At 61.8% G+C, this 25,528-nt stretch carries 22 protein-coding genes and 1 riboswitch; of the genes, 18 read left to right on the top strand and 4 right to left on the bottom strand.

Features of this window, described 5'->3' with window-relative positions; genetic code table 11:
* Positions 1 to 151 precede the first annotated feature (151 nt).
* The 3 genes from AC1DUY_RS03105 to AC1DUY_RS03095 are packed head-to-tail and all read left to right on the top strand — an operon-like array spanning position 152 to position 5,267.
* Positions 152 to 1,282: an efflux RND transporter periplasmic adaptor subunit gene (locus tag AC1DUY_RS03105; protein ID WP_439093276.1), complete on the top strand. Its 1,131-nt coding sequence runs from the start codon at positions 152 to 154 to the stop codon at positions 1,280 to 1,282.
* Positions 1,283 to 1,285: 3 nt separating this feature from the next.
* Positions 1,286 to 4,414 (top strand): efflux RND transporter permease subunit, encoded by a 3,129-nt coding sequence (locus AC1DUY_RS03100; RefSeq protein ID WP_478112147.1) that lies wholly within the window; start codon positions 1,286 to 1,288, stop codon positions 4,412 to 4,414.
* A gap of 10 nt (positions 4,415 to 4,424) precedes the next feature.
* Positions 4,425 to 5,267, top strand: coding sequence for an amidohydrolase family protein (locus AC1DUY_RS03095; RefSeq protein ID WP_478112145.1), 843 nt, complete (start codon positions 4,425 to 4,427; stop codon positions 5,265 to 5,267).
* A 26-nt stretch (positions 5,268 to 5,293) separates the two neighbouring features.
* On the opposite strand, the gene erpA is transcribed toward AC1DUY_RS03095, so the two are convergent.
* Positions 5,294 to 5,641 carry an iron-sulfur cluster insertion protein ErpA gene (erpA, locus tag AC1DUY_RS03090; RefSeq protein ID WP_093758714.1) on the bottom strand — a complete coding sequence of 116 codons (348 nt, stop codon included), beginning with the start codon at positions 5,639 to 5,641 and terminating at the stop codon, positions 5,294 to 5,296.
* Positions 5,642 to 5,753: 112 nt separating this feature from the next.
* Here erpA and AC1DUY_RS03085 point away from each other — a divergent pair, with 112 nt between their 5' ends.
* The 11 genes from AC1DUY_RS03085 (at position 5,754) to serS (ending at position 17,089) form a co-directional block, all read left to right on the top strand.
* Positions 5,754 to 6,956: a deoxyguanosinetriphosphate triphosphohydrolase gene (locus tag AC1DUY_RS03085; protein WP_478112425.1), complete on the top strand. Its 1,203-nt coding sequence runs from the start codon at positions 5,754 to 5,756 to the stop codon at positions 6,954 to 6,956.
* Positions 6,957 to 7,122: 166 nt separating this feature from the next.
* Complete coding sequence (gene argS / locus AC1DUY_RS03080) at positions 7,123 to 8,916, top strand: arginine--tRNA ligase (protein WP_478112143.1); 1,794 nt, start codon at positions 7,123 to 7,125, stop codon at positions 8,914 to 8,916.
* 105 nt (positions 8,917 to 9,021) lie between these two features.
* Positions 9,022 to 10,512, top strand: coding sequence for an SPOR domain-containing protein (locus tag AC1DUY_RS03075; RefSeq protein WP_478112141.1), 1,491 nt, complete (start codon positions 9,022 to 9,024; stop codon positions 10,510 to 10,512).
* A gap of 46 nt (positions 10,513 to 10,558) precedes the next feature.
* Positions 10,559 to 11,584, top strand: coding sequence for a beta-N-acetylhexosaminidase (gene nagZ, locus AC1DUY_RS03070; RefSeq protein ID WP_478112139.1), 1,026 nt, complete (start codon positions 10,559 to 10,561; stop codon positions 11,582 to 11,584).
* Complete coding sequence (locus AC1DUY_RS03065; RefSeq protein WP_089264484.1) at positions 11,581 to 12,408, top strand: segregation and condensation protein A; 828 nt, start codon at positions 11,581 to 11,583, stop codon at positions 12,406 to 12,408. The genes nagZ and AC1DUY_RS03065 overlap by 4 nt, the downstream gene beginning before the upstream one ends.
* Before the next feature lie 21 nt (positions 12,409 to 12,429).
* A complete protein-coding gene (scpB, locus tag AC1DUY_RS03060) occupies positions 12,430 to 13,536 on the top strand; it encodes an SMC-Scp complex subunit ScpB (protein WP_441229510.1) in 1,107 nt (368 codons plus the stop codon).
* 141 nt (positions 13,537 to 13,677) lie between these two features.
* Positions 13,678 to 13,917: a twin-arginine translocase TatA/TatE family subunit gene (locus tag AC1DUY_RS03055; protein ID WP_068730798.1), complete on the top strand. Its 240-nt coding sequence runs from the start codon at positions 13,678 to 13,680 to the stop codon at positions 13,915 to 13,917.
* Positions 13,918 to 14,002: 85 nt separating this feature from the next.
* A complete protein-coding gene (gene tatB / locus AC1DUY_RS03050) occupies positions 14,003 to 14,527 on the top strand; it encodes a Sec-independent protein translocase protein TatB (RefSeq protein WP_441229511.1) in 525 nt (174 codons plus the stop codon).
* Positions 14,524 to 15,339, top strand: coding sequence for a twin-arginine translocase subunit TatC (gene tatC / locus AC1DUY_RS03045; RefSeq protein ID WP_089264481.1), 816 nt, complete (start codon positions 14,524 to 14,526; stop codon positions 15,337 to 15,339). Before tatB ends, tatC begins: the two co-directional genes overlap by 4 nt.
* A 76-nt stretch (positions 15,340 to 15,415) precedes the next feature.
* A complete protein-coding gene (locus tag AC1DUY_RS03040) occupies positions 15,416 to 15,706 on the top strand; it encodes a hypothetical protein (protein WP_089264720.1) in 291 nt (96 codons plus the stop codon).
* Between the two features lie 78 nt (positions 15,707 to 15,784).
* Entirely contained in the window at positions 15,785 to 17,089 is a 1,305-nt protein-coding gene (serS, locus tag AC1DUY_RS03035) for a serine--tRNA ligase (RefSeq protein ID WP_478112135.1), read from the top strand.
* A 21-nt stretch (positions 17,090 to 17,110) separates the two neighbouring features.
* Here serS and AC1DUY_RS03030 read toward each other — a convergent pair whose 3' ends face one another.
* Complete coding sequence (locus tag AC1DUY_RS03030; protein WP_231080763.1) at positions 17,111 to 17,614, bottom strand: hypothetical protein; 504 nt, start codon at positions 17,612 to 17,614, stop codon at positions 17,111 to 17,113.
* 253 nt (positions 17,615 to 17,867) lie between these two features.
* Here AC1DUY_RS03030 and surE point away from each other — a divergent pair, with 253 nt between their 5' ends.
* Positions 17,868 to 18,635: a 5'/3'-nucleotidase SurE gene (surE, locus tag AC1DUY_RS03025; RefSeq protein ID WP_441229514.1), complete on the top strand. Its 768-nt coding sequence runs from the start codon at positions 17,868 to 17,870 to the stop codon at positions 18,633 to 18,635.
* Between the two features lie 24 nt (positions 18,636 to 18,659).
* On the opposite strand, the gene AC1DUY_RS03020 is transcribed toward surE, so the two are convergent.
* Positions 18,660 to 19,037, bottom strand: a complete 378-nt coding sequence (locus AC1DUY_RS03020; protein ID WP_089264477.1) for a response regulator — start codon at positions 19,035 to 19,037, stop codon at positions 18,660 to 18,662.
* A gap of 292 nt (positions 19,038 to 19,329) precedes the next feature.
* On the opposite strand from AC1DUY_RS03020, the gene AC1DUY_RS03015 reads away from it, so the two are divergent.
* The 3 genes from AC1DUY_RS03015 to metE all read left to right on the top strand — a co-directional run bounded on the left by AC1DUY_RS03015 (position 19,330) and on the right by metE (position 24,363).
* Positions 19,330 to 19,980 carry a protein-L-isoaspartate(D-aspartate) O-methyltransferase gene (locus AC1DUY_RS03015; protein WP_441229515.1) on the top strand — a complete coding sequence of 217 codons (651 nt, stop codon included), beginning with the start codon at positions 19,330 to 19,332 and terminating at the stop codon, positions 19,978 to 19,980.
* A 107-nt stretch (positions 19,981 to 20,087) separates the two neighbouring features.
* Positions 20,088 to 21,491 carry a peptidoglycan DD-metalloendopeptidase family protein gene (locus AC1DUY_RS03010; protein WP_478112132.1) on the top strand — a complete coding sequence of 468 codons (1,404 nt, stop codon included), beginning with the start codon at positions 20,088 to 20,090 and terminating at the stop codon, positions 21,489 to 21,491.
* A gap of 168 nt (positions 21,492 to 21,659) precedes the next feature.
* Positions 21,660 to 21,871: riboswitch (cobalamin riboswitch) on the top strand.
* Positions 21,872 to 21,975: 104 nt separating this feature from the next.
* A complete protein-coding gene (metE, locus tag AC1DUY_RS03005; protein WP_478112130.1) occupies positions 21,976 to 24,363 on the top strand; it encodes a 5-methyltetrahydropteroyltriglutamate--homocysteine S-methyltransferase in 2,388 nt (795 codons plus the stop codon).
* A gap of 47 nt (positions 24,364 to 24,410) precedes the next feature.
* Here the strand turns inward: metE and AC1DUY_RS03000 are convergent, their stop codons facing one another.
* Positions 24,411 to 25,394: an ATP-binding protein gene (locus tag AC1DUY_RS03000; RefSeq protein ID WP_439085352.1), complete on the bottom strand. Its 984-nt coding sequence runs from the start codon at positions 25,392 to 25,394 to the stop codon at positions 24,411 to 24,413.
* Positions 25,395 to 25,528 lie beyond the last annotated feature (134 nt).

Below are 25,528 nucleotides of genomic sequence, written 5' to 3'. Positions count from 1 at the left end.
CAACAATGGCAAAAATACGTCAACGTGGCATACCATCATCCCCGCCAACATGATAAGCTTTAAGGCTAAAGCGCACAGACGCTGTCTTTAAAGCTGCCATGGGCGGGAAACGGGGGCGACCCGATCTTCTGTACCAGGTGACATGGACCATATGAAGAAACGCACATCGATCGCTCTACTCGTTCTCGTCGGCGCTGTGGCGGTTGCTGCCTATGCGACGCGATCCTCCTGGACCGGAAACAATACCAGCGCCCAGGCCCCGCAGCGCGCGCGGGTCGTGTCTGTCGAACTGGCCAAGGCCGAGCGCAAGCCCGTCCCGGTCGATGTCGATGCAATCGGCACGGTGACGCCAATTTCCAGCGTAGCGCTGAAATCACGAGTCGAAACCACCATCACGTCGGTTCACTTCGAAGACGGCGCCAAGGTCAACGAAGGCGACCTGCTGTTCACCCTCGATTCGCGGCAGATCGATGCCCAGATCGAGCAGGCCGAAGGCACGCTGGCTCGCGATCAGGCCCAACTGGCCGGTGCGGAACGCGACGTGCGGCGCTTTACCGATCTGATCGGGAAGGGCGCGACCACGCAGGTCAGCGTCGACAATGCCAAGACCCAATCCGACATTCTGGCCGGAACCATCCGGGCCGATCAGTCGGCGCTCGACAATCTCAAGGTCCAGAAGAGCTACACCATCATCCGCGCGCCGTTCTCCGGCCGGATCAGTGCAGCCAATGTGAAGGTCGGCAATTTCGTGCGCCCGGCTGATACGGCGCCGCTCGCCACCCTCAATCAGATGGCTCCGGTCTATGTCTCCTTCGCCATTCCGCAGCGTGTGCTTAGCGATCTGCGCGAAGCGATGGCGGCGGGATCGACCTCGGTCATTGCGACCATCCCGAACAGTGGCCGTTCTGAAACCGGCAAGGTGGCAATGGTGGAAAACACCGTGGATTCCACCACCGGCATGGTCACCGTGCGCGGCATCATGAGCAATCCGAACGAGACCCTGTGGCCGGGCATTCTGGTGCAGACCAAACTGATCGTACGCACTGAGGACGGGGTTGTTGTGCCGACCGTGGCTGTGCAGCGCAGCCAGACCGGGAACTTCGTGTTCACAGTGAAGGACGGCGTTGCTCGTGTTCAACCTGTCGAAGTCGATCGCACCTTCCAGGGGATTTCGGTGATCACGTCAGGTTTAAAAGGGGATGAGGACGTCGTCGTCGACGGCCAGCTCCTGCTGACGCAAGGCACACGGGTTGAAGCCCGGGCCCGCAAGGCCGGGGCATAAAACATGACCCTCTCGGAGCTCTGCATCCGTCGCCCTGTGATGACCACGCTCATCACGGCGACGATCATCGCGTTTGGCATTTTCGGTTTCCGGTTGCTCCCGGTGTCGGCGCTGCCGAAGGTGGACTTTCCGACCATCGCGGTGACGGCGACGCTGCCGGGCGCGAGCGCCGACACGATGGCGGCCTCGGTCGCCGGCATCATTGAGCGTCAGCTCTCGACCATCGCTGGTATCTCGTCGATGTCGTCGAGCTCGTCGCAGGGAACGACCCAGATCATCATTCAGTTCGATCTCAACCGCAATATCGATGCGGCGGCTCTGGACGTGCAGACTGCGTTGACGATCGCACAGCGCCGGTTGCCGATCGAAATGACGATCCCGCCGAGCTTCCGCAAAGTGAACCCCGGCGATTTCCCGGTGCTGTTCATTGCGCTGAGTTCATCGACGCTGCCGCTCTCGGCCGTTAATGAATTCGGCGATATCACCATCGGACAGGCTCTGTCGCAGATCCCCGGCGTGGCGCAGGTGCTGATCTATGGCACGCAGAAATTCGCCATTCGCGTACAGGCCGATCCCGAAGCTGCGGCGGCTCGCGGGTTATCGCTTGAAGATATCCGCACGGCGGTTTCACGCGCGAACTCCTCGACGCCGGTCGGCACCCTGAACGGACCGAAGCAGGATATCTCGCTGCAGGCATCCGGACAGATGTCCAAGGCCGTCGACTATGGCCAGGTCGTTGTCGCCTGGCGCAACGGCTCGCCCGTCAAGCTGAACGAAATCGCCAAGATCTATGATGCCGTCGAAAACGACAAGGTCGCGACCTGGTTGAATGGCGAGCGCGCCATCGTGCTGGCAATCCAGAAGCAGCCCGACGCCAACACGGTCGCCGTGGTCGACGGCGTCCGCGCCAAGCTACCGTCGCTGCGTGCGCAATTGCCGCCATCGGTCGAAGTCAATGTGATGATGGACCGTTCGATCTCGGTCCGCGAAGCCGTCGCCGACGTCGAGGAGACATTGCTGATCGCCGTCGTGCTGGTGATCTTCGTGATCTTCCTGTTCCTCCGCTCAGCCTCCGCGACCTTGATTCCCGCACTGGCGGTGCCGATCTCGATCTTCGGCACATGCGCCGCGATGTATATGCTGGACTACTCCATCAACAACATGACGCTGCTGGCGTTGACCCTTTCCGTGGGCTTCGTGGTCGACGACGCCATCGTCATGCTGGAAAATATCGTCCGGCATATCGAGCTTGGCATGAAGCCGTTCGACGCGGCGCTGAAAGGCGCACGCGAAATCGGTTTCACCATCGTCTCGATCACCTTCTCGCTGATCGCGGTGTTCATTCCCGTGCTGCTGATGGGGGGAATTGTCGGCCGCGTGTTCCGTGAGTTCGCGGTGACGATTGCGGTGGCGATCATCGTCTCCGGCTTCGTGTCGCTGACGCTGACGCCCATGCTATGCGCGCGCGTGCTCAGGGCGCACAATCCCGAGCACAAGGAAAATTTCATCCTGCGCGGTTTCGAACGCATGTTTGCGGCCTGGCTGCGCGGTTACGAATGGGCGCTCGATCACGTGCTCGCGCACAAGGGCATCATGCTTGTGGTGACGCTCGCGACCCTCGGCGGCACCGTTTATCTCTATAACATCGTACCAAAGGGATTCTTCCCGCAGGAGGATACCGGCTTCCTGACCGGTACAACTGAAGCCGCAACCGATACGTCCTTCGAAGCGATGAGTGCTCGACAGCAGGTGCTCGCCGATCTGCTGAAATCCGATCCTGCCGTCGAATATATCAACAGCACTGTGGGCTCCGGCGGTCCGAATGCGACGGCGAATTACGGTCGTCTGTTTGTCGCACTGAAGCCGCGCAAGGATCGTGATTCCGCACAGGTGGTCATGGCGCGGCTGCGCCAGAAGTCGCTGGCCGTTCCGGGCCTGCAGGCCTTCTTCCAGAGCATCCAGAACCTGAACATCGGCGGTCGTTCGTCGAAGAGCCAGTATCAATACGTGCTTCAGGGCAGTGACACCGACACGCTGTATCGCGTGTCGCCGGAAATGCGGGATCGTATCGCTAAGGTACCCGGTTTGCTCGACGTGACGACCGACCTCTACATCAAGAATCCGCAGATGACGGTCGATATCGACCGCGAAAAGGCGGCGGTTTATGGCGTCACCGTCGATCAGGTTCGTAACCAGCTCTATAATGCGTTCGGTTCGCGCCAGGTCGGCACCATCTATATGCCGACCAACGACTATCAGATCATTCTGGAAGCACAGCCGCAGTTCCGGATCGATCCGAGCGATCTCTCCAAGCTCTATATGAAGACGTCGAACAACCAGACCATTCCCTTGAGTGCGGTGGCGCGTCTGGTGCCGACGGTTGGGCCGCTGCAGATCAACCATCAGGGCCAGCAGCCGGCGGTGACGATCTCGTTCAACCTGGTGCCCGGCTATTCGCTGGGTTATGCGGTCGACCAGATCACGCAAATCGAGGCGGATTCCAAACTGCCGGTGACCATCGCCACGGGCTTCTCTGGCACGGCGCAGGTGTTCCAGGATTCGTTGCGCGGGCAGGGCGTACTGATCCTCGCCGCCGTGTTCGCGGCCTTCGTGATCCTCGGCATCCTCTATGAGAGCTTCATCCATCCGATCACGATCATCTCCGGCCTCCCGTCGGCGGGCATCGGCGCGATCCTGACCTTGATGCTGTTCAAGATGGAAATGTCCGTCATCGCCATGATCGGCATTGTGATGCTGGTCGGCATCGTGAAGAAGAACGCCATCATGATGGTGGACTTCGCGCTCGAGCGTCGCCGCGTCGGCCTCTCGGCCGAACACGCGATCCGCGAAGCCGCGCTGCTGCGTTTCCGCCCCATCATGATGACCACCTTTGCGGCCATCTTCGGCACGCTGCCGATCGCGCTCGGTGCCGGTGCCGGCGCCGAATTGCGTCAGCCACTTGGCGTCGCGGTGGTCGGCGGTCTGTGTGTCTCGCAATTGCTGACGCTGTTCATCACGCCGGTCATCTACATCTATCTCGACCGCATCGACCGCAAGCTGAAGCGCAAGCTGCAGCCGCAGCTCGACGAAGAAGATCACGACGATCGTCCGCGCGTCGTGGCGGCGGAATAGGGTGTCTTCGATGCTGGTGAGAACGCTTACTGCGGCCGCTTTGCTGGCCGCACTTGTTGTCGTGTCGGTACGTGCCGACGATCGGATCGAAATCTTCGACGCCCATATGCATTACAACTGGGAGCCGAAGCCGTATTACCAGCCCGACGAAGTGCTGGAGGTTTTCAGGAAGAACCGCGTCACCGGGATTCTCGCCACCAGCCGCCCGAACACCGGCACCCATGTGCTGATGGACGGTAAGGCCAGTGGCAAGGCAGGCGATCTGCAGGTCGTGCCGTTCATCCGGCCGTATCGCGTGCGCGCCGATATCGGCAGCTGGTTCAACGATCCCGTAATCTTCGATCTCGTGCAGGAGGAGTTCAAGCGCGGCTACTATCGCGGTGTCGGCGAATTCCATCTGACCGGCAAGGCGGCCGATACCGAGATGGTCAAGAAGACCGTCGACTTTGCCGTCGCCAACAATCTCTATTTGCACGCCCATGCCGACGACGAAGCGGTCGAGATTCTGATGCGGCACAATCCGCGTGCGCAGATTATCTGGGCACATACCGGCTTCAGCCTCGCGCCGGACCGTGTCGCAGCGATGCTGGTAAAATACCCGAAACTGTGGGGTGAATTGTCTTACCGCAGCGGCATCGTGGACGGATCAGGCAAACTGACGCCGCAATGGCGCGTGCTGTTCGAGCGCTACCCCGATCGCTTCCTGCTGGGCTCCGACACCTGGGTGCCGGAACGCTGGGCGAGCTATGGCGATATCATGGATGGCTATCGCGCATGGCTGGCGCAACTGCCGCCGGCGGTCGCTAAACAGATCGCGCACGGCAATGCGCGGGCGCTGTTCGCCGAGAAATAGACCGATCTAAAAGAGCCGAATAGAGGTCAGATCGAGAAGCTGGTCCCGCAGCCGCAGGACGCCGTCGCGTTCGGATTGACGACGCGGAACGAGGCGCCGATCAGGTCATCGACGAAGTCGAGTTCGGAGCCGGCCAGGAACGGTGCTGAGGAGGGGTCGACCAGCACCACGGCGCTGTCACGTTCGATCAGGATGTCGTCGTCCGCCTTGGCGCGCTCGACGTCGAACTTGTACTGGAAGCCGGAGCAGCCGCCGCCTTCGACCGACACGCGGAGCATGGCGCCGTTGCCTTCGGTCTTGAGGATCTCGCCGATCCGGCGCGCAGCACGCGCGCTGACGGTGAGGGGGGCCTCGGTGACTGCAGTGTCGGTCATATCTGGCTCTCCGGGCAGGATTCGAACCATTTGAATCTGCCGCTCCCCATAGTTAAGTGCGGCAGGCTCAGGAATCAATTGGATCAAGGATAAACACGCCGTGTCGGTCGGAATGGCTGCTCCCCGCGCACCCTATGCCTGCGACCCTGATCGCAGCCGCGGACGGCTGTTTTCTGAGGCTCCGAGCCGGACCCGCAGCGCGTTTCGCCGGGATTGCGACCGGGTCATCCATTCGACCGCGTTTCGCCGCCTCAAGCACAAGACCCAGGTCTTTGTGTTCCATGAGGGCGATCATTACCGCACCCGACTCACCCACACGTTGGAAGTGGCGCAGATTGCCCGCGCCGTGGCCCGGCAACTGGGCCTCGACGAGGACCTGACCGAGACACTGGCGCTGGCCCATGACATCGGCCATCCGCCATTCGGTCATGCCGGCGAGCGGGCGCTGGACGCCTGTCTCGAGGCCCACGGCGGCTTCGATCATAACGCTCAGACTCTGCGCCTCGTCACGTCACTGGAACATCGGTATCCCGAGTTCGATGGCCTCAATCTGACCTGGGAAACCCTCGAAGGCATCGTTAAGCACAACGGGCCGCTGACGGGCGCGTCAGGCGCTCCCGTGGGACGTTATGCCACCCATGGCGTGCCCTTCGGGATCACCGAATATGACCGCACCTTTGATCTGGAGCTGTCGAGCTTCGCTTCGCTGGAAGCTCAGGTTGCGGCGATTGCCGATGATATCGCTTACAACGCTCATGACATCGATGACGGATTGCGCGCCGGGCTGTTCACCGTCGATGACCTCAAGGCGATGCCGCTCACGCAAGACATGATCGCCAAGATCGACACGCGCTATCCCGGTCTCGACGAGAGCCGGCGCGGTGCCGAACTGGTGCGCGAGCTGATTTCCTATCTGATCGGTGCGGTCGTCGGTGAGACGGAGCAACGGCTAGGCGCGGTGTTGCCGCAATCCGCGGAGGACATTCGCCGTTGCGGGCGCAAGCTTGTCGCGTTTCGTGCCGACGCGGCAGAAGCCGAGGCCGGGATCAAGGCCTTCCTCTGGCAGCACATGTATCGTCATGAGCGTGTCATGCGGGTGATGGTCGAGGCGGAATGTCTGGTTACCGACCTGTTCGCACGCTATCAGCGCGCGCCCGAGGATCTGCCGCCTGAATGGCTGCCCCCTGAAGGCGCCGAGCCGGAATCGGAGGGCGAACAGGCGCGCCGGATCGGCAATTTCATTGCCGGGATGACCGATCGTTTTGCCATCACCGAGCATATCCGGCTCTTTGACTCGACCCCCGAATTGCGTTAGGCGATCCCCGTAAGTGCCTTTTGGGGCTGCGAAATCTGCGATTTTCAGAAGTCTGTATCTGTTTGAAATCAAACAAGTGCAGCGGAACGCATACGAAACCGCTATCCATCCTTGATGCAATCCAGCCGGGAACAGTCCCGGCGCAAGTTCCGGTTCCTGTACGATCATGGCCACATCCACTCCGACCCCGCATCTGTTCGCCAACGTGCTCGCGCGCGTTCACGCGATCTGCAACGCCCTCGTCAGTGAAGGCGTGTTGCCCGCCGGCATCGATCTGTCGCGCGTCGTCGTCGAGCCGACCAAGGATGCGTCGCATGGCGACATGGCGAGCAATGCCGCGATGGTGCTGGCGAAAGAGGCGAAAGCCAAGCCGCGCGATCTGGCTGACGCTATCGCTGCGAAGCTGCGCGAAGACGATCTGGTGACGTCGGTGGATGTCGCCGGACCCGGCTTCATCAATCTCACGCTGAAGTCATCGGCCTGGGCCGATGCGCTGCGCGCGGTGCTGCGCGACGGTGCCTCGTATGGCCGGAGTGCCGTCGGAGCCGGTGAGAAGGTCAATGTCGAATACGTGTCGGCCAATCCGACGGGACCGATGCATGTTGGCCATTGCCGCGGCGCCGTATTCGGCGATGCGCTGGCGAGTCTGCTCGATTGCGCCGGTTATAACGTTACTCGCGAATACTACATCAACGACGCCGGCGCGCAGGTCGACGTGCTCGCGCGCTCGGCGTTCCTCCGCTACCGCGAGGCACTCGGCGAAACCATCGGCGATATCCCGGAGGGCTTGTATCCCGGTGACTATCTGGTGCCGGTCGGGCAGGCGCTCGCGGCCGAGCACGGCGCTGCACTGAATCAGATGCCCGAGGACAAGTGGTTGCCGATCACGCGCGTCAAGGCCATTTCCATGATGATGGAGATGATCAAGGGCGATCTCGCCGCGCTGAACATCTCCCACGAAGTGTTCTTCTCCGAGCGCTCGCTGATAGCAGGCAGCACCGATATGGTCGGCGCGACCATCGATTTCCTGCGCGGCAAGGGTGACGTCTATATCGGCCGGTTGCCGCCGCCAAAGGGCAAGCCGATCGACGATTACGAAGACCGCGAGCAGACCCTGTTCCGCGCCACCGCCTATGGCGACGATGTCGATCGTCCGCTGCTGAAGTCGGATGGCGGCTACACGTATTTTGCGTCCGATATCGCCTATCACAAGACCAAGTTCGACCGCGGCTTCCTCAACATGGTCGACGTCTGGGGCGCCGATCACGGCGGCTACATCAAGCGTGTGCAGGCGGCGATCAAGGCGGTGACGGCAGGGAAGGCCGAACTCGATGTCAAGATCGTGCAGCTTGTGAAGCTGCTGCGCAATGGCGAGCCGGTGAAGATGTCGAAGCGCTCCGGCGATTTCGTTACCCTGCGCGAAGTGGTCGACGAGGTCGGCTCCGACGCCGTGCGCTTCATGATGTTGTTCCGGAAGAACGACGCGGTGCTGGATTTTGACCTCGCCAAGGTGATCGAGCAGTCCAAGGACAATCCGGTTTTCTATGTCCAGTACGGGCATGCCCGCGGCCATTCGATCTTCCGCAATGCGCGGGAGATGCTGGCCGACCTGCCTCTGGAAACCGAGGCGCGCATTGCCTATCTAAAAGACGCCGTGATGGAGCGGCTCGACGATATCGCCGAGCTGGGCCTGATGCGGCAGTTAGCATTGTACCCACGGATGATAGAATCTGCGGCCACGGCGCACGAGCCGCACCGCATCGCTTTCTATCTGTATGATCTCGCCAGCGAATTTCATGCGCTCTGGACGCGCGGACGCGATATGCCTCATTTACGCTTCATTATCACTAATGATGCAGAACTTACTAAAGCGCGATTGGCACTCGTCCAGAGCGTCGTCTCAGTCTTGGCTTCGGGCCTCGCCGTTCTCGGCGTCACCGCACCGGACGAGATGCGGTAGACAGGGGACGGCCGCTCACATGGGGATCTGTGGGTGGTTCTTGATAGCAGCTGTTTCGTTTGAAAAGCGGGTTGGCGGCTTTCCCGAAGGGGATGCGACATCACAATGGCTAATCGATACCAGAACCGACCTTTCCCAGCGGATGACGATTACGGCCGCGACGCTCAATCGCGGACGAAGGGCGAGGGCGATCCGCTCGCCGAACTTGCGCGGCTGATCGGGCAAACCGACCCGTTCGCGAGCAACAGCCGCCCGGCGCCCGCGCCGCGCCAGGCTGAACCGGCCTATCAGGACGAGCCGGAATATGAGGAAGAACCCGCGCAGCCCGGCCCGCCGCCGTGGATGCAGCGCGCGGCAGCCCATGAGCCGCAGCAGCAGGAGTTCGAGAATCTTCATCCGGTGCAGCGTTACGGCGCTCAGCATCAGGAGCCGCAGCATCTGCAGCCGGAGGCCGATTATCATCAGGCGCCAGCATTTGCCGCGCATACGGATCATCAGGCGCAGGATTATCAGGGCCAGTACGACCAGGCTCACGCGCCGCATGATCCCAATCGTTATGACGATGCGCTGTATGGCCACGCCGATGGCACACAGGCCCAGCATCCGCACGACGATCAGTATCAGGATGATCCCTACGCCTATCAGGACGGCTATGCCGAGCAGGAAGAGGCGCCGAAGCGCCGCGGTGGCATGGCGACCGTTGCCATCGTGCTGGCGCTGGCCGTAGTGGGTACCGGTGCTGCCTTCGCCTATCGTACATTTATGGGATCGGCGCGCACCGGCGAACCGCCGGTGATCAAGGCCGAGCCCGGTCCGAACAAGATCGTCCCGCCGTCGACGACAGCCGCGGCCGACGGCAAGCCGATTCAAGATCGTCTCGGCGGCGCAGCCCCCGAGCGATTGGTGTCGCGCGAAGAGCAGCCCGTCAACGTGCAGGATGCCACCAAGGCTGGTCCGCGTGTGGTGTTCCCGCCGCTGAACCAGAACGCCAACCCGCCATCCACCGCCAGCGTGTCGCCATCCAACAAGCCGATGGTCGGCAATGGCGCGATGCAGGGCGATGAGCCCCGCAAGATCCGTACTTTCGCCGTCAAGGGTGACCAGTCCGACGCCGGGGCCACACCGGCCGCGCGTCAGGCGCCGGCCCGCATCGCCGCTCCGGCCGCGACTCCTGCAGCCGCGCCCGCTGCGGCACCGCGCGCGATCAATGCCAATGCCAATGCATCGGCCAATGCCCCGATGTCGCTGTCGCCGCAGGCCGCGCCTCCGGCTGCAGCCGCTCCTCCGGCGCCCTCCCGTATGGCTTCGACCAACCCGACCCAGCAGGCGGCCCCGGTCGCCTCCGGCGGCGGCTATGTGGTCCAGGTATCGTCCCAGCGGTCGGAGGGCGATGCGCAGGCGTCGTTCCGTGCCCTGCAGACCAAGTTCCCCTCGGTACTGGGATCGCGTGCGCCGTTGATCAAGAAGGCCGACCTTGGCGACAAGGGGACCTATTATCGGGCCATGGTCGGACCGTTCAGCTCGCAGGAAGAAGCCTCACAGGTCTGCGGGAACCTGAAATCTGCCGGCGGACAGTGCGTCGTCCAAAGGAATTAACGGCCGTTTCCTTGACCCTGGGCGTTGATGGGGGCTAATCGGCCCCATGAGCACACGCGCATTCATCACCGGTGTATCTGGGCTGGAGCTGACCGCTGAAGAGCGCGCATTTCTGCGCGCGGAACGGCCGTGGGGCTTCATTCTCTTCAAGCGTAATGTCGATAATCCCGCCCAAGTTGCTCGACTTGTAGAAGAATTTCGCAACACGACCGGTGATCTCGATGCGCCGGTCCTGATCGACCAAGAAGGCGGGCGTGTGCAGCGTCTGGGACCGCCGCACTGGCCGGTCTATCCGCCCGGTGCTGTGTTCGGCACGCTCTATGACGCGGACCCGGAAGCAGGCCTCAGGGCTGCTTGGCTCAGTTCACGGCTCATTGCGAGTGACCTTGTGGACCTCGGCATCACCGTGGACTGCCTGCCGTTGGCGGACGTCCCCGTGGAAGGCGCTGATGCCGTGATCGGCAATCGCGCCTATGGCACCGAGCCCGGCAAGGTCGCGATTATTGCGCGCGCCGTGACCGAAGGTCTGTCGCAAGGTGGCATTCTACCGGTGCTCAAACACATCCCCGGCCATGGTCGGGCGACCGCCGATACCCATTTCAAATTACCGATCGTGGATAACGCGAGAAGTGAGCTCGAAGCCTCTGATTTCGAAGCGTTTCGTCCGCTCGCCGACCTGCCGATGGCGATGACTGCACATGTTGTGTTTAGCGCTCTGGACGCCACCCAACCGGCCACGACTTCTGCGACAATCATCGAGCAGGTGATTCGCGGCAGTATCGGGTTCCAAGGTTTGTTGATGAGTGATGACGTGTCCATGAATGCTCTGGCGGGATCGATCGCGGAACGCACGCGGGCGATCGTCAGCGCCGGGTGCGACATGGTCCTGCATTGCAACGGCAAGCTGGACGAGATGCGCGACGTCGTCAGCGAGACCCCGGTTCTGGCTGGGAAGGCGCTTGAGCGCGCCAAGGCGGCTCTTGCTGCTCGCCGTCAGCCGCAGCCGTTCGACCGTACCGCCGGCCGCGCGGAACTGGACGCCTTGATCGCTCGAGCAGGAGCAAGTGCATGAGCGCTGAGATTTTGTCGTTTGAAACCGGACTGCCGGCCGAGGTCGTTCCCGACGACGAGCCGGCGCTGGTCGTCGACGTCGAAGGTTACGAAGGCCCGCTCGACCTGCTGCTCGCGCTCGCACGTCAGCAGAAGGTCGACCTGCACAAGATTTCGATCCTCGCGCTGGCCGACCAGTACCTGCTGTTCATCGAAGCCGCGCGGAAGATCCGTCTGGAACTCGCTGCCGACTATCTGGTGATGGCGGCGTGGCTGGCATTCCTGAAGTCGCGCCTGCTGCTGCCGGATACGACGGTGCCGGGCGAAGGCCCGAGCGCCGAGGATATGGCGACCGCGCTGGCCAACCGGCTGCGCCGCCTCGAAGCCATCCGCGAAGCCTCGAACAGGCTGATGACCCGGCCGCAGCTCAACCGCGACATCTTTCCGCGCGGCGTTCCCGAGTCGATCGCAGAGGTGAAGCATCCGCGCTTCACGGCGACGCTTTACGATCTGCTGTCGGCCTATGCGACACAGCGCCAGGCACGCGTGCTGACGCGCGTCCATCTCGCCAAGCGCACCGTCTGGTCGCTGAGCGAAGCGCGCGCCTCGCTGGAACGGTTGGTCGGCATGGCAGAGGACTGGAGCCGCCTCGACGAATATCTGCTTGCTTACGTCGCCGACCCCGCGCAGCGCGCGACGGTGATGGCCTCGAGTTTTGCAGCTGCGCTTGAGCTGGTCCGTGAGGGCACGCTCGACCTCAGCCAGAAAGAAGCATTCGCGCCTTTGTATTTCCGCAAGCACATCGCCCAGCCTGTGCAGGTGGAGCCGGAAGTTCCGGCCGAGTAAGTGGAAGAAGGAGATCCAGACATGGCAAGCCTCGCCGAGAAACGCATCGACGATGTCGAGGATCAGATCGTGCAGTCCGAGGGACAGACCGAGGTCCAGTCGGAGGCGCGCCCAGAAGAATTGCGCCTGCTCGAAGCGCTGTTGTTCGCATCCACCGAGCCGCTCGACCAATCCGCGCTGGCCAAGCGCATGCCGGATGGCGTCGATATCAAGGCGGCACTGGCGCAGTTGCAGGCCGATTACGCCATGCGTGGCGTCAATCTGGTCCGTGTCGCCAACAAATGGACGTTCCGCACCGCCGGTGACCTGTCCTGGCTGATGACCCGCGAGACCACCGAAACCCGCAAGCTGTCGCGTGCGGCGATCGAAGTGCTCGCCATCGTTGCCTATCACCAGCCGGTGACCCGCGCCGAAATCGAAGATATTCGCGGCGTCATCACCTCCAAGGGCACGCTCGACGTGCTGTTGGAAACCGGCTGGATCAAGCCGCGCGGCCGTCGCAAGACGCCGGGCCGTCCGCTGACCTTCGGTACCACCGAGAGCTTCCTGTCGCAGTTCAGTCTTGAGGCACTCGGCGATCTGCCGGGTCTTGAGGAACTAAAGGGCACGGGTCTGCTGGATTCGCGGCTGCCGTCCGGCTTCAGCGTGCCCAATCCGTCCGACGATCCGACGCTCCGCGAGGACGAGGATCCGCTGGAGGGCGGCGAACTGGAACTGGCGCTGTCGGCACCCGATCCGGAATTCCCCGAACTGCAGCTCAAGGAGCCCGAAGCCGGGACTGTCGGATACGCTGGTGAGGCCCAGGCATTTGCCGAGGCCAAGGCCGAATTCACTGAAACGGCAGATGTTGTGGAGCCAGAGAGCGAAGCGGCCGAGGTCGCGGAACTTGAAGCGCGTAATCTCGACGTGATCGAGCCCGAGCAAGGCGAGGCCGAAGCGGCTGAAGTCGCAGAGCCCGAGTCGGATGAAGACGAGACCGCTGAGCCCGAAACGGCCGAACTCGACGACGATGAAGACGATTCCGACGACGCGGAAGACGACGAGCTCGACGAGGACGATCAGGACGAAGATGAGCCGGATGACGCTGAGCCGGACGCAACCGACCGGGACGACGACCGCAAGCACTGATCGCGGCATTAACGCTCGCGGCATTGCGCCGCGACATCCGCGATTCCACGAGGGTTAAGTCCTTGTTTTTGACACCCCCGCAGCCTACGTTCCGGTCAGATCAGGCCGGGCGACTGGCCGCGTGTTTGGAGGGTTAGCAGGATGGGTTCACTCAGCATTTGGCACTGGATCGTCGTGATCGGAGTGGTCCTGCTGTTGTTCGGGCGCGGCAAGATTTCCGACCTGATGGGCGACGTTGCGCAGGGTATCAAGGCCTTCAAGAAGGGCATGGCGGACGACGACAAGCCGGCAGACAAGCCGACCGAGCCGGTCCGCACCATCGACCAGACCCCGCCGGCGCCGACCGCCAACCGTACGGACGTCGGCAGCAAGGTTGTCTGAGGTTCCGAAGGGATTGTCCTTGGGGATCGCGGCGGCCATTGAAGGAGACGCGGGCACATCCAGCCCCGCGTGAGCGGATTTTTTCATGTTCGATATCGGGTGGAGTGAACTGGTCGTCATCGCGGTCGTCGCGCTGATTGCCATCGGCCCGAAAGAACTGCCCGGCGTGCTGCGCATGGTCGGGCAGTGGATGGGCAAGGCCCGCAAGATGGCCTCGGAATTCCAGGGCCAGTTCAACGAGGCGATGCGCGAAGCCGAAATGGCCGACGTCAAAAAGGCCTTCGACGACGTGAAGGATGTCGCTTCCGGCTTCACCACCAACAACATCATGACCTCGCTGACCAAGGACGTCAGTGACGCCATGGCCATCGACAAGGCTGACAATCTCGACACGCCTCCGGCCGTGCCCACCACGCCCGAGCCGCCTACACCCGAGACCTTCGTTGAGGCCGAGACGCATGCGCAGGAAACTGCTGCAGTGAACGAACCACTGGCCATTACCCGGGAAGTGCAGCCGTCGCCGGTCGAAACTCCCGCTGCCGCCAATGATGGCGCAACAGCGCCCGACGCGGCCAGTCCCGACGTTCTGAAGGACGCCAAAGCGTCATGAGTGCCGAAGATATCGAAGCCTCCAAGGCTCCCTTGATGGATCACCTGATCGAGCTGCGGTCGCGGCTGATCAAGGCACTGCTCGCATTTGCCGTGGCCTTCATCTTCTGCTTCTTCTTCGCCAAGCAGATCTATAACGTCCTGGTCTGGCCGTTCGTCTGGGTCGCCGGCCCAGAGAATTCGAAGTTCATCTACACCGCGTTGCTGGAGTACTTTCTGACCCAACTCAAGTTGGCGATGTTTGGCGCCGGCTTCATCTCGTTTCCGGTAATTGCCGCGCAGATCTACATGTTCGTGGCTCCCGGCCTCTACAAGCACGAGAAGGGCGCGTTTCTGCCTTACCTGATCGCGACGCCGTTCTTCTTCGCGCTGGGCTCGCTGCTGGTCTATTTCCTCGTGCTGCCGATGCTGATCCGGTTCTCGCTGGGCATGCAGCAGACCGGAAGCTCCGATACCGCGCAGATCGCGCTGCTGCCCAAGGTAGGCGAATATCTCTCACTGATGATGTCGCTGATCTTCGCCTTCGGAATCGCCTTCCAGCTCCCCGTCATCCTGACACTGCTTGGCCGCATCGGCATCCTCACGTCGAAGCAGCTACGCGAAAAGCGCCGCTACTTCATCGTCATCGCTTTCGTTATCGCGGCCGTGCTGACGCCGCCCGATGTGATCAGCCAGGCCTCCCTCGCGATCCCGCTGCTGATTCTCTACGAAGGTTCGATTATCGCGGTCAGCATGGTCGAGAAGAATGCCGCCAAGGCCGCTGCTGCCAAGGCTGCGGCGGGGACCGGCACGGACGTGACGCCGGCGGAGTAGGGGCGTCGCCTCCTTGCAATCACAACCTTAGCAATCTACTTTGGGTTGTGTCTTGTCTTGTGCTGGGGAGGTGATTGTGGCCTTTGCATTTGATACACTCGGCTATTCGAAGCGTCTCCGCGAAGCGGGGATCGCGGATAAGCAGGCCGAGGCACATGCTGAAGCGGCACGGGATTTCATCATGACCGAGCTAGTGACGAAATCTGACCTGCTTGGAGTGAAGTTGGATCTAGAGTCTAGATTGCTTGCCACACGGAATGATTTGCAGGCTGCTATCGAGAAATCTTCACTGCAGATGACGTTACGTCTTGGCGGCATCGTCGCGGTTGGCATCGGTATATTGGCGGCTCTCCAGCGCATGCATTAACGGGCCGCTGGCCCATTTCATGTTCCAAATGTCAGCTATTCGGGGTACTCAGAGCCGCTTTCGCTCAGGAATCCCGTCATGCACGACATTAAATCGATCCGCGACAATCCCGAAGCTTTCGACGCTGCGCTGAAGCGGCGGGGACTGGCGCCGCTGTCGGTATCGCTGCTGGCGATCGATGAAGCGCGCCGGACCGCGATCCTTGCGTCCGAGCAGGCGCAAGCCCGGCGCAATGCAGCCTCGAAGGAAATCGGTGAAGCCAAGAAGACCAAGGACGAGGTGCGCGCCAATGCGCTGATGGCTGAGGTCACCGAACTCAAGACGACGATGCCGGCGATGGAAGCCGCGGTGAAGGACGCCCAGGATAAGCTCAGCGTCGCGCTTGCCGAAATCCCGAATCTGCCACTCGACGAAGTGCCTGAGGGTGTCGACGAACACGGCAATGTTGAGCGTCATCACTTCGGCGCCAGGCGCAACTACGCGTTCACGCCGAAAGCTCATTACGATATCGGCGAAGCCATGGGCTTCATGGATTTCGAGGCCGCGGCCAAACTCTCGGGCGCACGCTTCGTCGTGCTCAAGAAAGGCCTTGCACGGCTGGAGCGTGCCATCGGGCAGTTCATGCTCGATCTGCATACGAATGAGCATGGCTACACGGAAGTGAACCCACCGCTCTTGGTTCGCGACGATGCGATGTTTGGCACTGCGCAGCTTCCGAAGTTTCGCGATGATCAGTTCGCTGCCGGTGCGATCGGTAGTGAAGGGCAGGGTTACTGGCTGATCCCGACCGCCGAAGTCCCGCTGACGAATCTCGTCCGTGAATCCATCCTTGACGAAAAAGAGCTGCCGCTGCGTATGACGGCGCTGACGCCGTGCTTCCGCGCCGAGGCTGGTGCTGCCGGCCGCGATACGCGTGGCATGATCCGCCAGCACCAGTTTACCAAGGTCGAATTGGTTTCGATCACCACGCCTGAGGAAAGCAAGAACGAGCATGAGCGCATGCTGTCCTGCGCCGAGGAAGTGCTGCGCCGGCTTGGCCTGCATTACCGCGTGATGACGCTGTGTACTGGCGACATGGGTTTTGCTGCGCAGAAGACCTACGACATCGAGGTCTGGATGCCGGGCCAGGGCGACGGCGGTGCTTACCGCGAGATTTCGTCCTGTTCGGTCTGCGGCGATTTCCAGGCGCGTCGCATGGATGCGCGCTCGCGCGGGCCGGATGGCAAACCGCGCTTCGTGCACACTCTGAATGGTTCGGGCACCGCCGTCGGTCGCGCGCTGATCGCCGTGATGGAAAACTATCAGCAGGAAGATGGCTCGATTACCGTGCCGGATGTGCTGCAGCCTTATATGGGCGGGCTTAAAGTCGTCCAGGCCGGCTAGGCGTCGTCGCGCGCCAGCCGCTCACGCGCGGCTGGCCGTCACCAGCGCACATTTGGCTTTCTCGGCTTTTATGTTGACAAAGCCCATATGCGTCATCGGAAACGCCTTGCGGCTTTTCGTGCTGACGGTCTCCGCGATGACGCGGCGACGCTCCGTCACATAACGCCCATCCCTGCTGCGGAAGGCGCAAGCGATTTCGAGGTCCTTGACCGGATAGTCGTTGGCGTTGCGCACGGTGAAGGTCATCAGCGCCCTGGAACCGAGGCCACCGCGGCGAAACGATTGGCGGGAAAGGCTGAGACGGTTGAGCTCCGCGGCGTCGGGGACGCTGACGAGTTGTGAAGGAGTGGGTTTGGCAAAGTCCTCCTCACTCAGCTCGTCAGGCATTGTTGCCATCACCGCCGTATTGAGGGCGAGATCGGGCTTGGTCTCGGCCAATCTGGGAAGCAGCAGCCACCCCGTCAGGGCGACAACCGCGATCGCCGGCAATCCGATGATCAACACCCGTTCGAGCTGTTTCGCCATCTCCGTCGCCCTGTGGGGCGCTGCGACCAAGGCCACCGGGTCGAGCGCGCATGCTTCAGACGCAACTGGCACTCACCTACCTAGATAAGAAATCGCGGCGACGCCGAAATGTTCCGGCTTGCGGGAAAAATCGCCTTCGAGACAGCCTCAGCAGCGCACGAGTAGCGCCCAAAATGGGGGTGGCAAAAGCGGGCACATGCTGGCAAAACCGGAGCCGGCCAGCGGCCCTCCCGATCGAAAAGGCACCTCACGAATGCGCATTCTCTGCACCAATGACGACGGCATTCACGCCCCCGGCCTGAAGATCATCGAGCAGATTGCCAAGGAATTGTCGGATGATGTCTGGGTGGTGGCGCCCGAGCTCGATCAGTCTGGTGTGTCGCATTCATTGTCGCTGAACGATCCGTTGCGGCTGCGCGAAGTCGGCCCGCGGCACTATGCCGTGCGCGGCACGCCGACCGACTGCGTCATCATGGGCGCGCGCCATATCCTGAAAGACAAGCAGCCAGATCTCGTATTGTCCGGCGTCAACAAGGGCCGCAACGTCGCCGAGGACGTGGTCTATTCCGGTACCATCGCAGGTGCGCTCGAGGGCACCATTCTCGGCATTCCGTCGGTGGCGTTGAGCCAGGAATTCTCGATGGAAACGCGTCACAACCCGCAATGGGAGACCGCGTTGAAATATGGGCCGGACGTGCTGCGCAAGGTCATCAAGGCGAGCGTGCCGAAGAACACCGTCATCAACGTCAACTTCCCGGCCTGCGCGGCCGACGACGTGAAAGGTGTCGTTGTCACCCGGCAGGGCAAGCGCAATCAGGGCTTTTTGCGCGTCGATGAGCGGCGCGATGGCCGCAACAATCCGTATTTCTGGATCGGTTTCGAGCGCATCGTCGCCGCGGAAGCCCCGCTGGAGGGCACCGATCTTGCCGCCCTTGCTGCGCGCTATGTCTCGGTCACGCCGCTGCGTCTCGATCGCACGGATGATGTATTCTCCGAAGCGCTGACCAAAGCGCTGGGCTGAGGTTTCGAGAAGCGAGGGGCTCGCTTAGACCGCGACCCCCTTGAGCGTCGTGGACAGCACCTGCGCCAGCGTTTCCATCTGGAACGGCTTCTGCAGCGTGGGGCGGTCACGAAATTCTTCCGGCAGGCCTTGCGCGCCGTAGCCAGTCGCGAAGATGAACGGGCGGTTGCGCGATGCAATCACCTCGGCGACCGGCGAAATCACTTTGCCGTTGACGTTGACGTCGAGGATCGCGATGTCGAACTTGGCAGTACCAGCCAGCTTGATCGCTTCGTTGATGTCACCGGCTTCGGCGGCCACGCTGTAGCCGAGTTCCTCGAGCATATCGGCGACCATCATGCGGATCATGACCTCGTCTTCGACCAGGAAGACGGAGCCGCCCGGCGGGTTCGTTGCAGTCATGGCCGGTTTCCTTGCCCCAATCCTCTGAACAAAATCGCAAATTCCCGGGTTGAACGCAATCTCGACGCATTGCCATTTTCGTGACCCAAAGACGCATGTCGCGTGTTCGGTACCAGATAGAGCAAGATCAGGATTTCAGCGCCCCGCCCATAACAGGCTGGTATGTTGCTGGTTCCGCGCGCGGAACAATAAAAGTTGTCGTTAGGCTATCCCGGTTCCGATCGCAGAAATACATCAATCTATCTTTGCTAGATCGAGAGTGTTTCTAACCTGTGCTGCGTGAGGCATTTCCATGATTACCGTCGGACAGCCGCCTGAACAGATGACCTTTCAGCTTGGTCTGCGGCGCCGTGGGATCAGCGATCGGCTGGTGCTGCGCGCAATGGAGGATATTCCGCGTGATCGCTTCGTCGAGCCGAACGATCGCGCCCATGCCTGGCGGGATACGGCCTTGGCCATTGCCTGCGGTCAGACCATCAGCCAGCCCTTCGTGGTAGCCTATATGACCGAACAGCTGCAATTGAATGCTGGTCACCGTGTGCTCGAGGTCGGCACGGGATCGGGCTACCAGGCCGCGATCCTGTCAAAGCTCGTCCGCGACGTGCTCAGCATTGAGCGCTATCGCACGCTGGCCGATGCCGCCCGGACCCGGTTGGAGGCACTTGGCCTCCACAATATCGAGGTCATGCTCGGCGATGGCCTCAATCCGGCTGCCAATTTGGGATCGTTTGACCGGATCGTCGTGACCGCCGCTGTGGAGGAGGTGCCCGCGGCGCTGACCGACCGACTTGAGGAGGACGGTATTCTGATTGCGCCGGTTGGTCCTCACAATGGCGTCCAGACCCTAGTCCGGATCCGCAAAACCGGGGATGGATTGGAGCGAAAGGAGCTGGTGGACGTGCGTTTTGTGCCAGCGCTGCCGGGCATCGCGCGCGAACTCTGAAAAAAGTTCGTGAACGACTGTCACGTGTTGGTCGCAAGGTTAAAGGCTTGGTAACGGAGACGGTGTTTACTCAATTCAGTTGTTTGTTGCGTATGAGTGAGTAACCAATGTCCAGCGTTGTCGAGTTGCTTTACTCGCGTCGCGCTCCGCAGGTCGCGGTGCTGGCGCTGATGTCTATCGGTTTTGCGGGCTGCAGCGCCGACATGCAGACACGCCTATCTCAGAATCCAAGTTTTGACTCGGGGCAGTCCCGTGGCTTTGGCTGGCAGGGCGAAACCACCGGCTCTGTGCCGCAGCGGGCACCACGTGCGCCGGTCGAGCGCCAGGAACTGCCGCAGTATCAGCGTCCGGCCTATAATCCGCAGCCGCAGTATCAATCCCAGCCTTTGCCGCCGCCGATCTCGGCGCCGCAGTCCTATCCGACAGCCCGTCCGGTTGCGTCGGCTGCTCCCGTCAGCGGGGGCGGCAACGGTATGTATACGCCGCCGCCCGCACGCGCGCCGATCGAAACCACCGGCTCCACGGCGCCGCGCTCGGTTGCAGCGACCAACGGCCTTGCCCGTGATGGCGGCACCTCGATCATCGTCGGCACCAGCGACACGCTCGACGGTCTGGCGAAGCGCTACAACGTCTCGTCGGCCGCGATCCTGCAGGCCAATGGCTACAAGGGTCCGCGCGCGCTGTCGCCCGGCCAGTCGCTGATCATTCCGCGCCAGGGCGCTGCGGCAACTCCGGCCGTTGCCGCTGCTGCGAGCAAACCTGCCGTCGGCGCATCGACCATGCATTTCGTCAATCGCGGCGATACGCTGATGAGCATCTCGCGCCGGAACAACGTGCCGGTCGCCGAACTCGCGCGCGCCAATGGTCTGGCGCCGACTGCCCAATTGAAGCTTGGCTCCAAGATCACGGTACCCGGCGCGCGTACGGCCAATGCAGCTCCTGTAGCAGCGCCGCTCGCTGCGCCCGTCGCAGCCGTGACGGCCGCTCCGGCTGGCGCGGTCACGTCCGCTGCCGTGGCCCGTGTTGCGTCTGCCGAGCCCGCACAGAAGGCCCGTCTGGCAAGTGCCACGACGACGCCTGAAGAAACCGCGCCGGAATCGCCGACTAAAGCCGCTGACGCAACCGGCGCTTTGCCGACGTTCCGTTGGCCGGTGCGCGGCCGCGTGGTCACAGGCTACGGCGCCAAGACCAATGGCAAGTCCAACGACGGCATCAACGTCGCCGTGCCGGAAGGCACGCCGATCAAGGCTGCCGAAGATGGCGTCGTTGCCTATTCCGGCAACGAGCTGAAGGGTTACGGCAATCTGGTCCTCGTTCGTCACTCCAACGGCTACGTCACCGCATATGCCCATGCGAGTGAGCTGATGGTGAAGCGTGGCGAGACCATCAAGCGCGGTCAGGTGATCGGCAAGTCCGGCCAGTCCGGTGAGGTTACTTCGCCGCAGCTTCACTTCGAGATCCGCAAGGGCTCGTCGCCGGTCGATCCGCTGCAGTTCCTCAACGGGGCGTAAGCGCAATCCACGAAGTGTAGTTCGCATTTAAGCAAGCCCGGCCTCGTGCCGGGCTTGATACGTTTGATCCCGGGGCTGCGGCCCACTCCAGCTCCGGAATCTTCGACGCGCTGCTGCGAGTGGGCAGCTTGCGCACGCAAGCTCGGTTGACTGCCGCGCGATGTTGCCCATATGTGAACATGTCGTGGTTCTTCGGGAAGGTTTGCCCGAAGCTAAGAGGGAAGCCGGTGAGGCGTTAAGCCAAGGCCGGAGCTGCCCCCGCAACTGTAAGCGGTGAGCCGCTGTCCATTAAAGTCACTGAGACCTGCAAAGGTTTTGGGAAGGCCGGACAGCAGCATTGACCCGCGAGCCAGGAGACCTGCCTCGACAACATAAACGTCCTCGGGCGGGGTGTCCCGGTGGTGCGGTTGCGATTCCGCGACTGCCGTCGTGGAATCCAGACGTGTCACTTTGGCCTTTTGCCCCCAATCATTGGGGTTAAGCCATGTCTACTGTGTCAAAGTCTACTTCTTCCAAGTCTTCTGCCAAATCTACGTCCTCGCTTCCTGTTGCTACATTGGGAACGTCACGGATCGGTCCGCGGCGTGAGCTCAAGATGGCGCTGGAAAGCTATTGGTCCGGTGCAATCGACGAGAATGCGCTGATCGATGTCGGCGTCGGGCTGCGTGCCGCAAATTGGGCGCGTCAGAAGTCGCTCGGGATCACGGTCATGCCGTCGAACGACTTCTCATTCTACGATCAGGTACTCGATACCAGCGTCATGGTAGGCGCCATTCCGAAGGTCTATGGCTGGAAGGGAGGAGACGTTTCCTTCGCGACCTATTTTGCCATGGCACGTGGATCACAAGGCGCCGCGCATGACGAGGCCTGTACACACGGCTCTCATGCGCATGACACGTCGCAAGGCGTACCAGCACAGGAGATGACCAAGTGGTTTGATACCAACTACCACTTCATGGTGCCTGAACTGGCGCAGGATCAGACCTTCAGTGTCGCATCGCGCAAGCCGATCAAGGAGTACGAGGAGGCGAGATCGCTGGGTTATCAGACACGACCTGTGCTAGTCGGGCCTGTGACCTATCTGAAGTTGGCCAAGAGCGCGGATGCGTCATTCGATCCGGTGACACTGCTCGACAGATTGCTGCCCGTCTATGTTGAGGTGCTCGGGGAATTGGCCGATAGCGGCGCCGAGTGGGTGCAACTGGATGAGCCATGTCTGGTGCTCGATCTCGACGCGCCGGCCCGGCAGGCGCTGCAAAAGACATATGCGGCTTTTGCCGAAGCGGTTCCGCAACTCAGGATCATGCTGAACACCTATTTTGGTGAGCTGGGCGACAACCTCGATCTGGCCCTGTCGCTTCCCGTCGCCGGGCTTCATCTCGATCTGGTCCGCGCGCAGGACCAGTTCGATGAAGTCGCTGCGAAGGCGCGGAAGGACATGATCCTCTCGCTGGGCGTGATCGATGGCCGCAATATCTGGCGGTCCGATTTGTCCAGTCTGCTCGATAGTCTGGAACCCATGGTCGATCTCCTGGGGAGGGATCGCGTTGAGCTCGCGCCGTCCTGTTCGCTGCTACATGTGCCGATCGATCTCAGCCTTGAGACTGATCTCGATCCGGACGTCAAAAGCTGGCTGGCTTTTTCGATCCAGAAGATGGAAGAGCTGGCCGCACTTGGAGCAGCGCTGGCTGGCAGCCGCGCTGATGTCGCTGCAACGCTTGCCGCGTCGGACGCCGCGGCGGCTGCGCGACTGGCATCGTCGAAGATCCACGATCTTGCGGTCGCCAAACGCGTCGCCTCTGTGGACGCGACAATGCGTCGTCGGGGCAGTGACTTTGCCACGCGCGCTGCCGAACAGCATCGACGCTTCAAGCTGCCGGCATTCCCGACAACGACCATCGGCTCGTTTCCGCAGACCGCGGAAGTGAGAAACGCACGCGGGGCCCATGTCAGGGGCACACTCAGCGATGCCGCCTACAAGACGTTCCTGCAGAACCAGACGGCGAGGGCGGTGCGCTGGCAGGAGAATATCGGTCTCGATGTGTTGGTGCACGGCGAGTTCGAGCGCAACGACATGGTGCAGTATTTTGGTGAGCAGCTTTCCGGCTTCACCTTCACCAAGCATGGCTGGGTGCAATCCTATGGCTCCCGCTGCGTGCGGCCACCTGTGCTGTTCGGCGACGTGTCCCGGCCGCATCCGATGACCGTCGAATGGTGGCAGTACTCACAGTCGCTCACCGAACGTCCGATGAAGGCCATGCTGACAGGGCCTGTCACGATCCTGAACTGGTCGTTCGTGCGTGACGACATCCCCCGCGAAGTCGCCTGTCGCCAGATCGCGCTCGCGATACGCGATGAGGTGCTCGATCTGGAAAAGGCTGGGGCCGGTATGATCCAGATCGACGAAGCGGCACTCCGCGAAGGGCTTCCGCTGCGCAAATCGGAATGGAAATCCTATCTCGATTGGGCCGTGGAGAGCTTCCGTATCTGTTCGTCGGGTGTGCGTGACGACACGCAGATCCATACGCATATGTGCTACTCGGAGTTCAACGACATCATCGACGCTATCGGTGCCATGGACGCCGACGTGATCTCCATCGAAACGTCACGGTCGAAGATGGAACTGCTCGATGCGTTCAGGACCTACAAGTATCCAAACGAGATAGGTCCCGGGGTCTATGACATCCACTCGCCGCGGGTGCCTGAAACGCGCGATATGGTCGATCTGCTCAAGCTTGCACGGCAGCGGCTGGCGGACTCCCAGCTCTGGATCAATCCCGATTGTGGACTGAAAACCCGCAAATGGGAGGAGGTGCGGCCTGCGCTCGTGAATATGGTCGCGGCGGCACGTGAGTTGCGAAGTCTCGCCTAGGGCGAGTCGAATGCCGCCCCGTTGTCATGACGGGGCGGCATTTGCCTTTACTTTGTGGCCAGCTTCACGCCCAGGCGTCCTGCGAGTTCTTGTACGAACTGCCAAGCCACGCGACCTGATCGCGAGCCGCGGGTGGTCGACCATTCCAGCGCGTCGCGTTCCAGTTCGGCGGCGTCGGTCTTGAGGCCATAGTGGCTGCAATAGCCGCGCACCATGTCGAGATATTCGTCCTGGCTGCATTTGTGGAAGCCGAGCCAGAGGCCGAAACGATCCGACAGCGACACCTTCTCCTCGACGGCTTCGCCGGGATTGATCGCGGTCGAGCGTTCATTCTCGATCATCTCGCGCGCTAGAAGATGGCGGCGGTTCGAGGTCGCATAGAGGATCACGTTGTCCGGCCGGCCTTCGATGCCGCCTTCCAATACGGCTTTCAGCGACTTGTAGGACGCGTCGTTGCCGTCGAAAGAAAGATCATCGCAGAACACGATGAAATAGAAATCCGAGGCGCGGATCTGTTCCATCAGGGCGGGCAGACTTTCAATATCCTCGCGATGGATCTCGACCAGCTTGAGACGCCCGGCGACGGACTTGCTGGCATTGACCGAGGCATGGGCGGCCTTGACCAGTGACGACTTGCCCATGCCGCGCGCGCCCCAAAGCAGCGCATTGTTGGCCGGCAGCCCGTTGGCGAAGCGCCTTGTGTTCTCGATCAGGGTGTCGACCTGCTGGTTGATGCCCTGCAGCAGGCCGATATCGACCCTCGAGACCTTCGGCACCGGCGCAAGGCGGCCGTCGGGATGCCAGATAAAGGCCTCGGCGCTGCCCAGAGAATCAGCGTTGGACAACTTCGGCGCCGCGGCAGCCATGCCGGCGGCAATGGCCTCAAGGGCGAGCGCGATCCGCTCATCGATCTGGGGGGCGGCGGCTGGTCGCGGACGTTTTGCCGCGGTCGTGCGGACGGTCTTGGACGTGCGGGTCGCAGGGGCCTTTTTGGCAGGGCGGCGGCTTGTTTTATTGGGCTTTTTTGACATTTTTGACTTTCCTCGGCGCGCACCCATATCGAGCCCGGAACACATCCGCAAGCGGTACAAATCGCAGACAAATCAGAGGGTTTACCGGCGTTGCAATTGGGACGCCGGCCGCTATAGTCCGCGCGAATTTACCC

It is taken from the genome of Tardiphaga sp. P4_G1 (genome assembly GCF_056401215.1).
The sequence above is the reverse complement of the archived record's forward strand: the minus strand, read 5'-3'. Positions and strand labels throughout refer to the sequence as shown.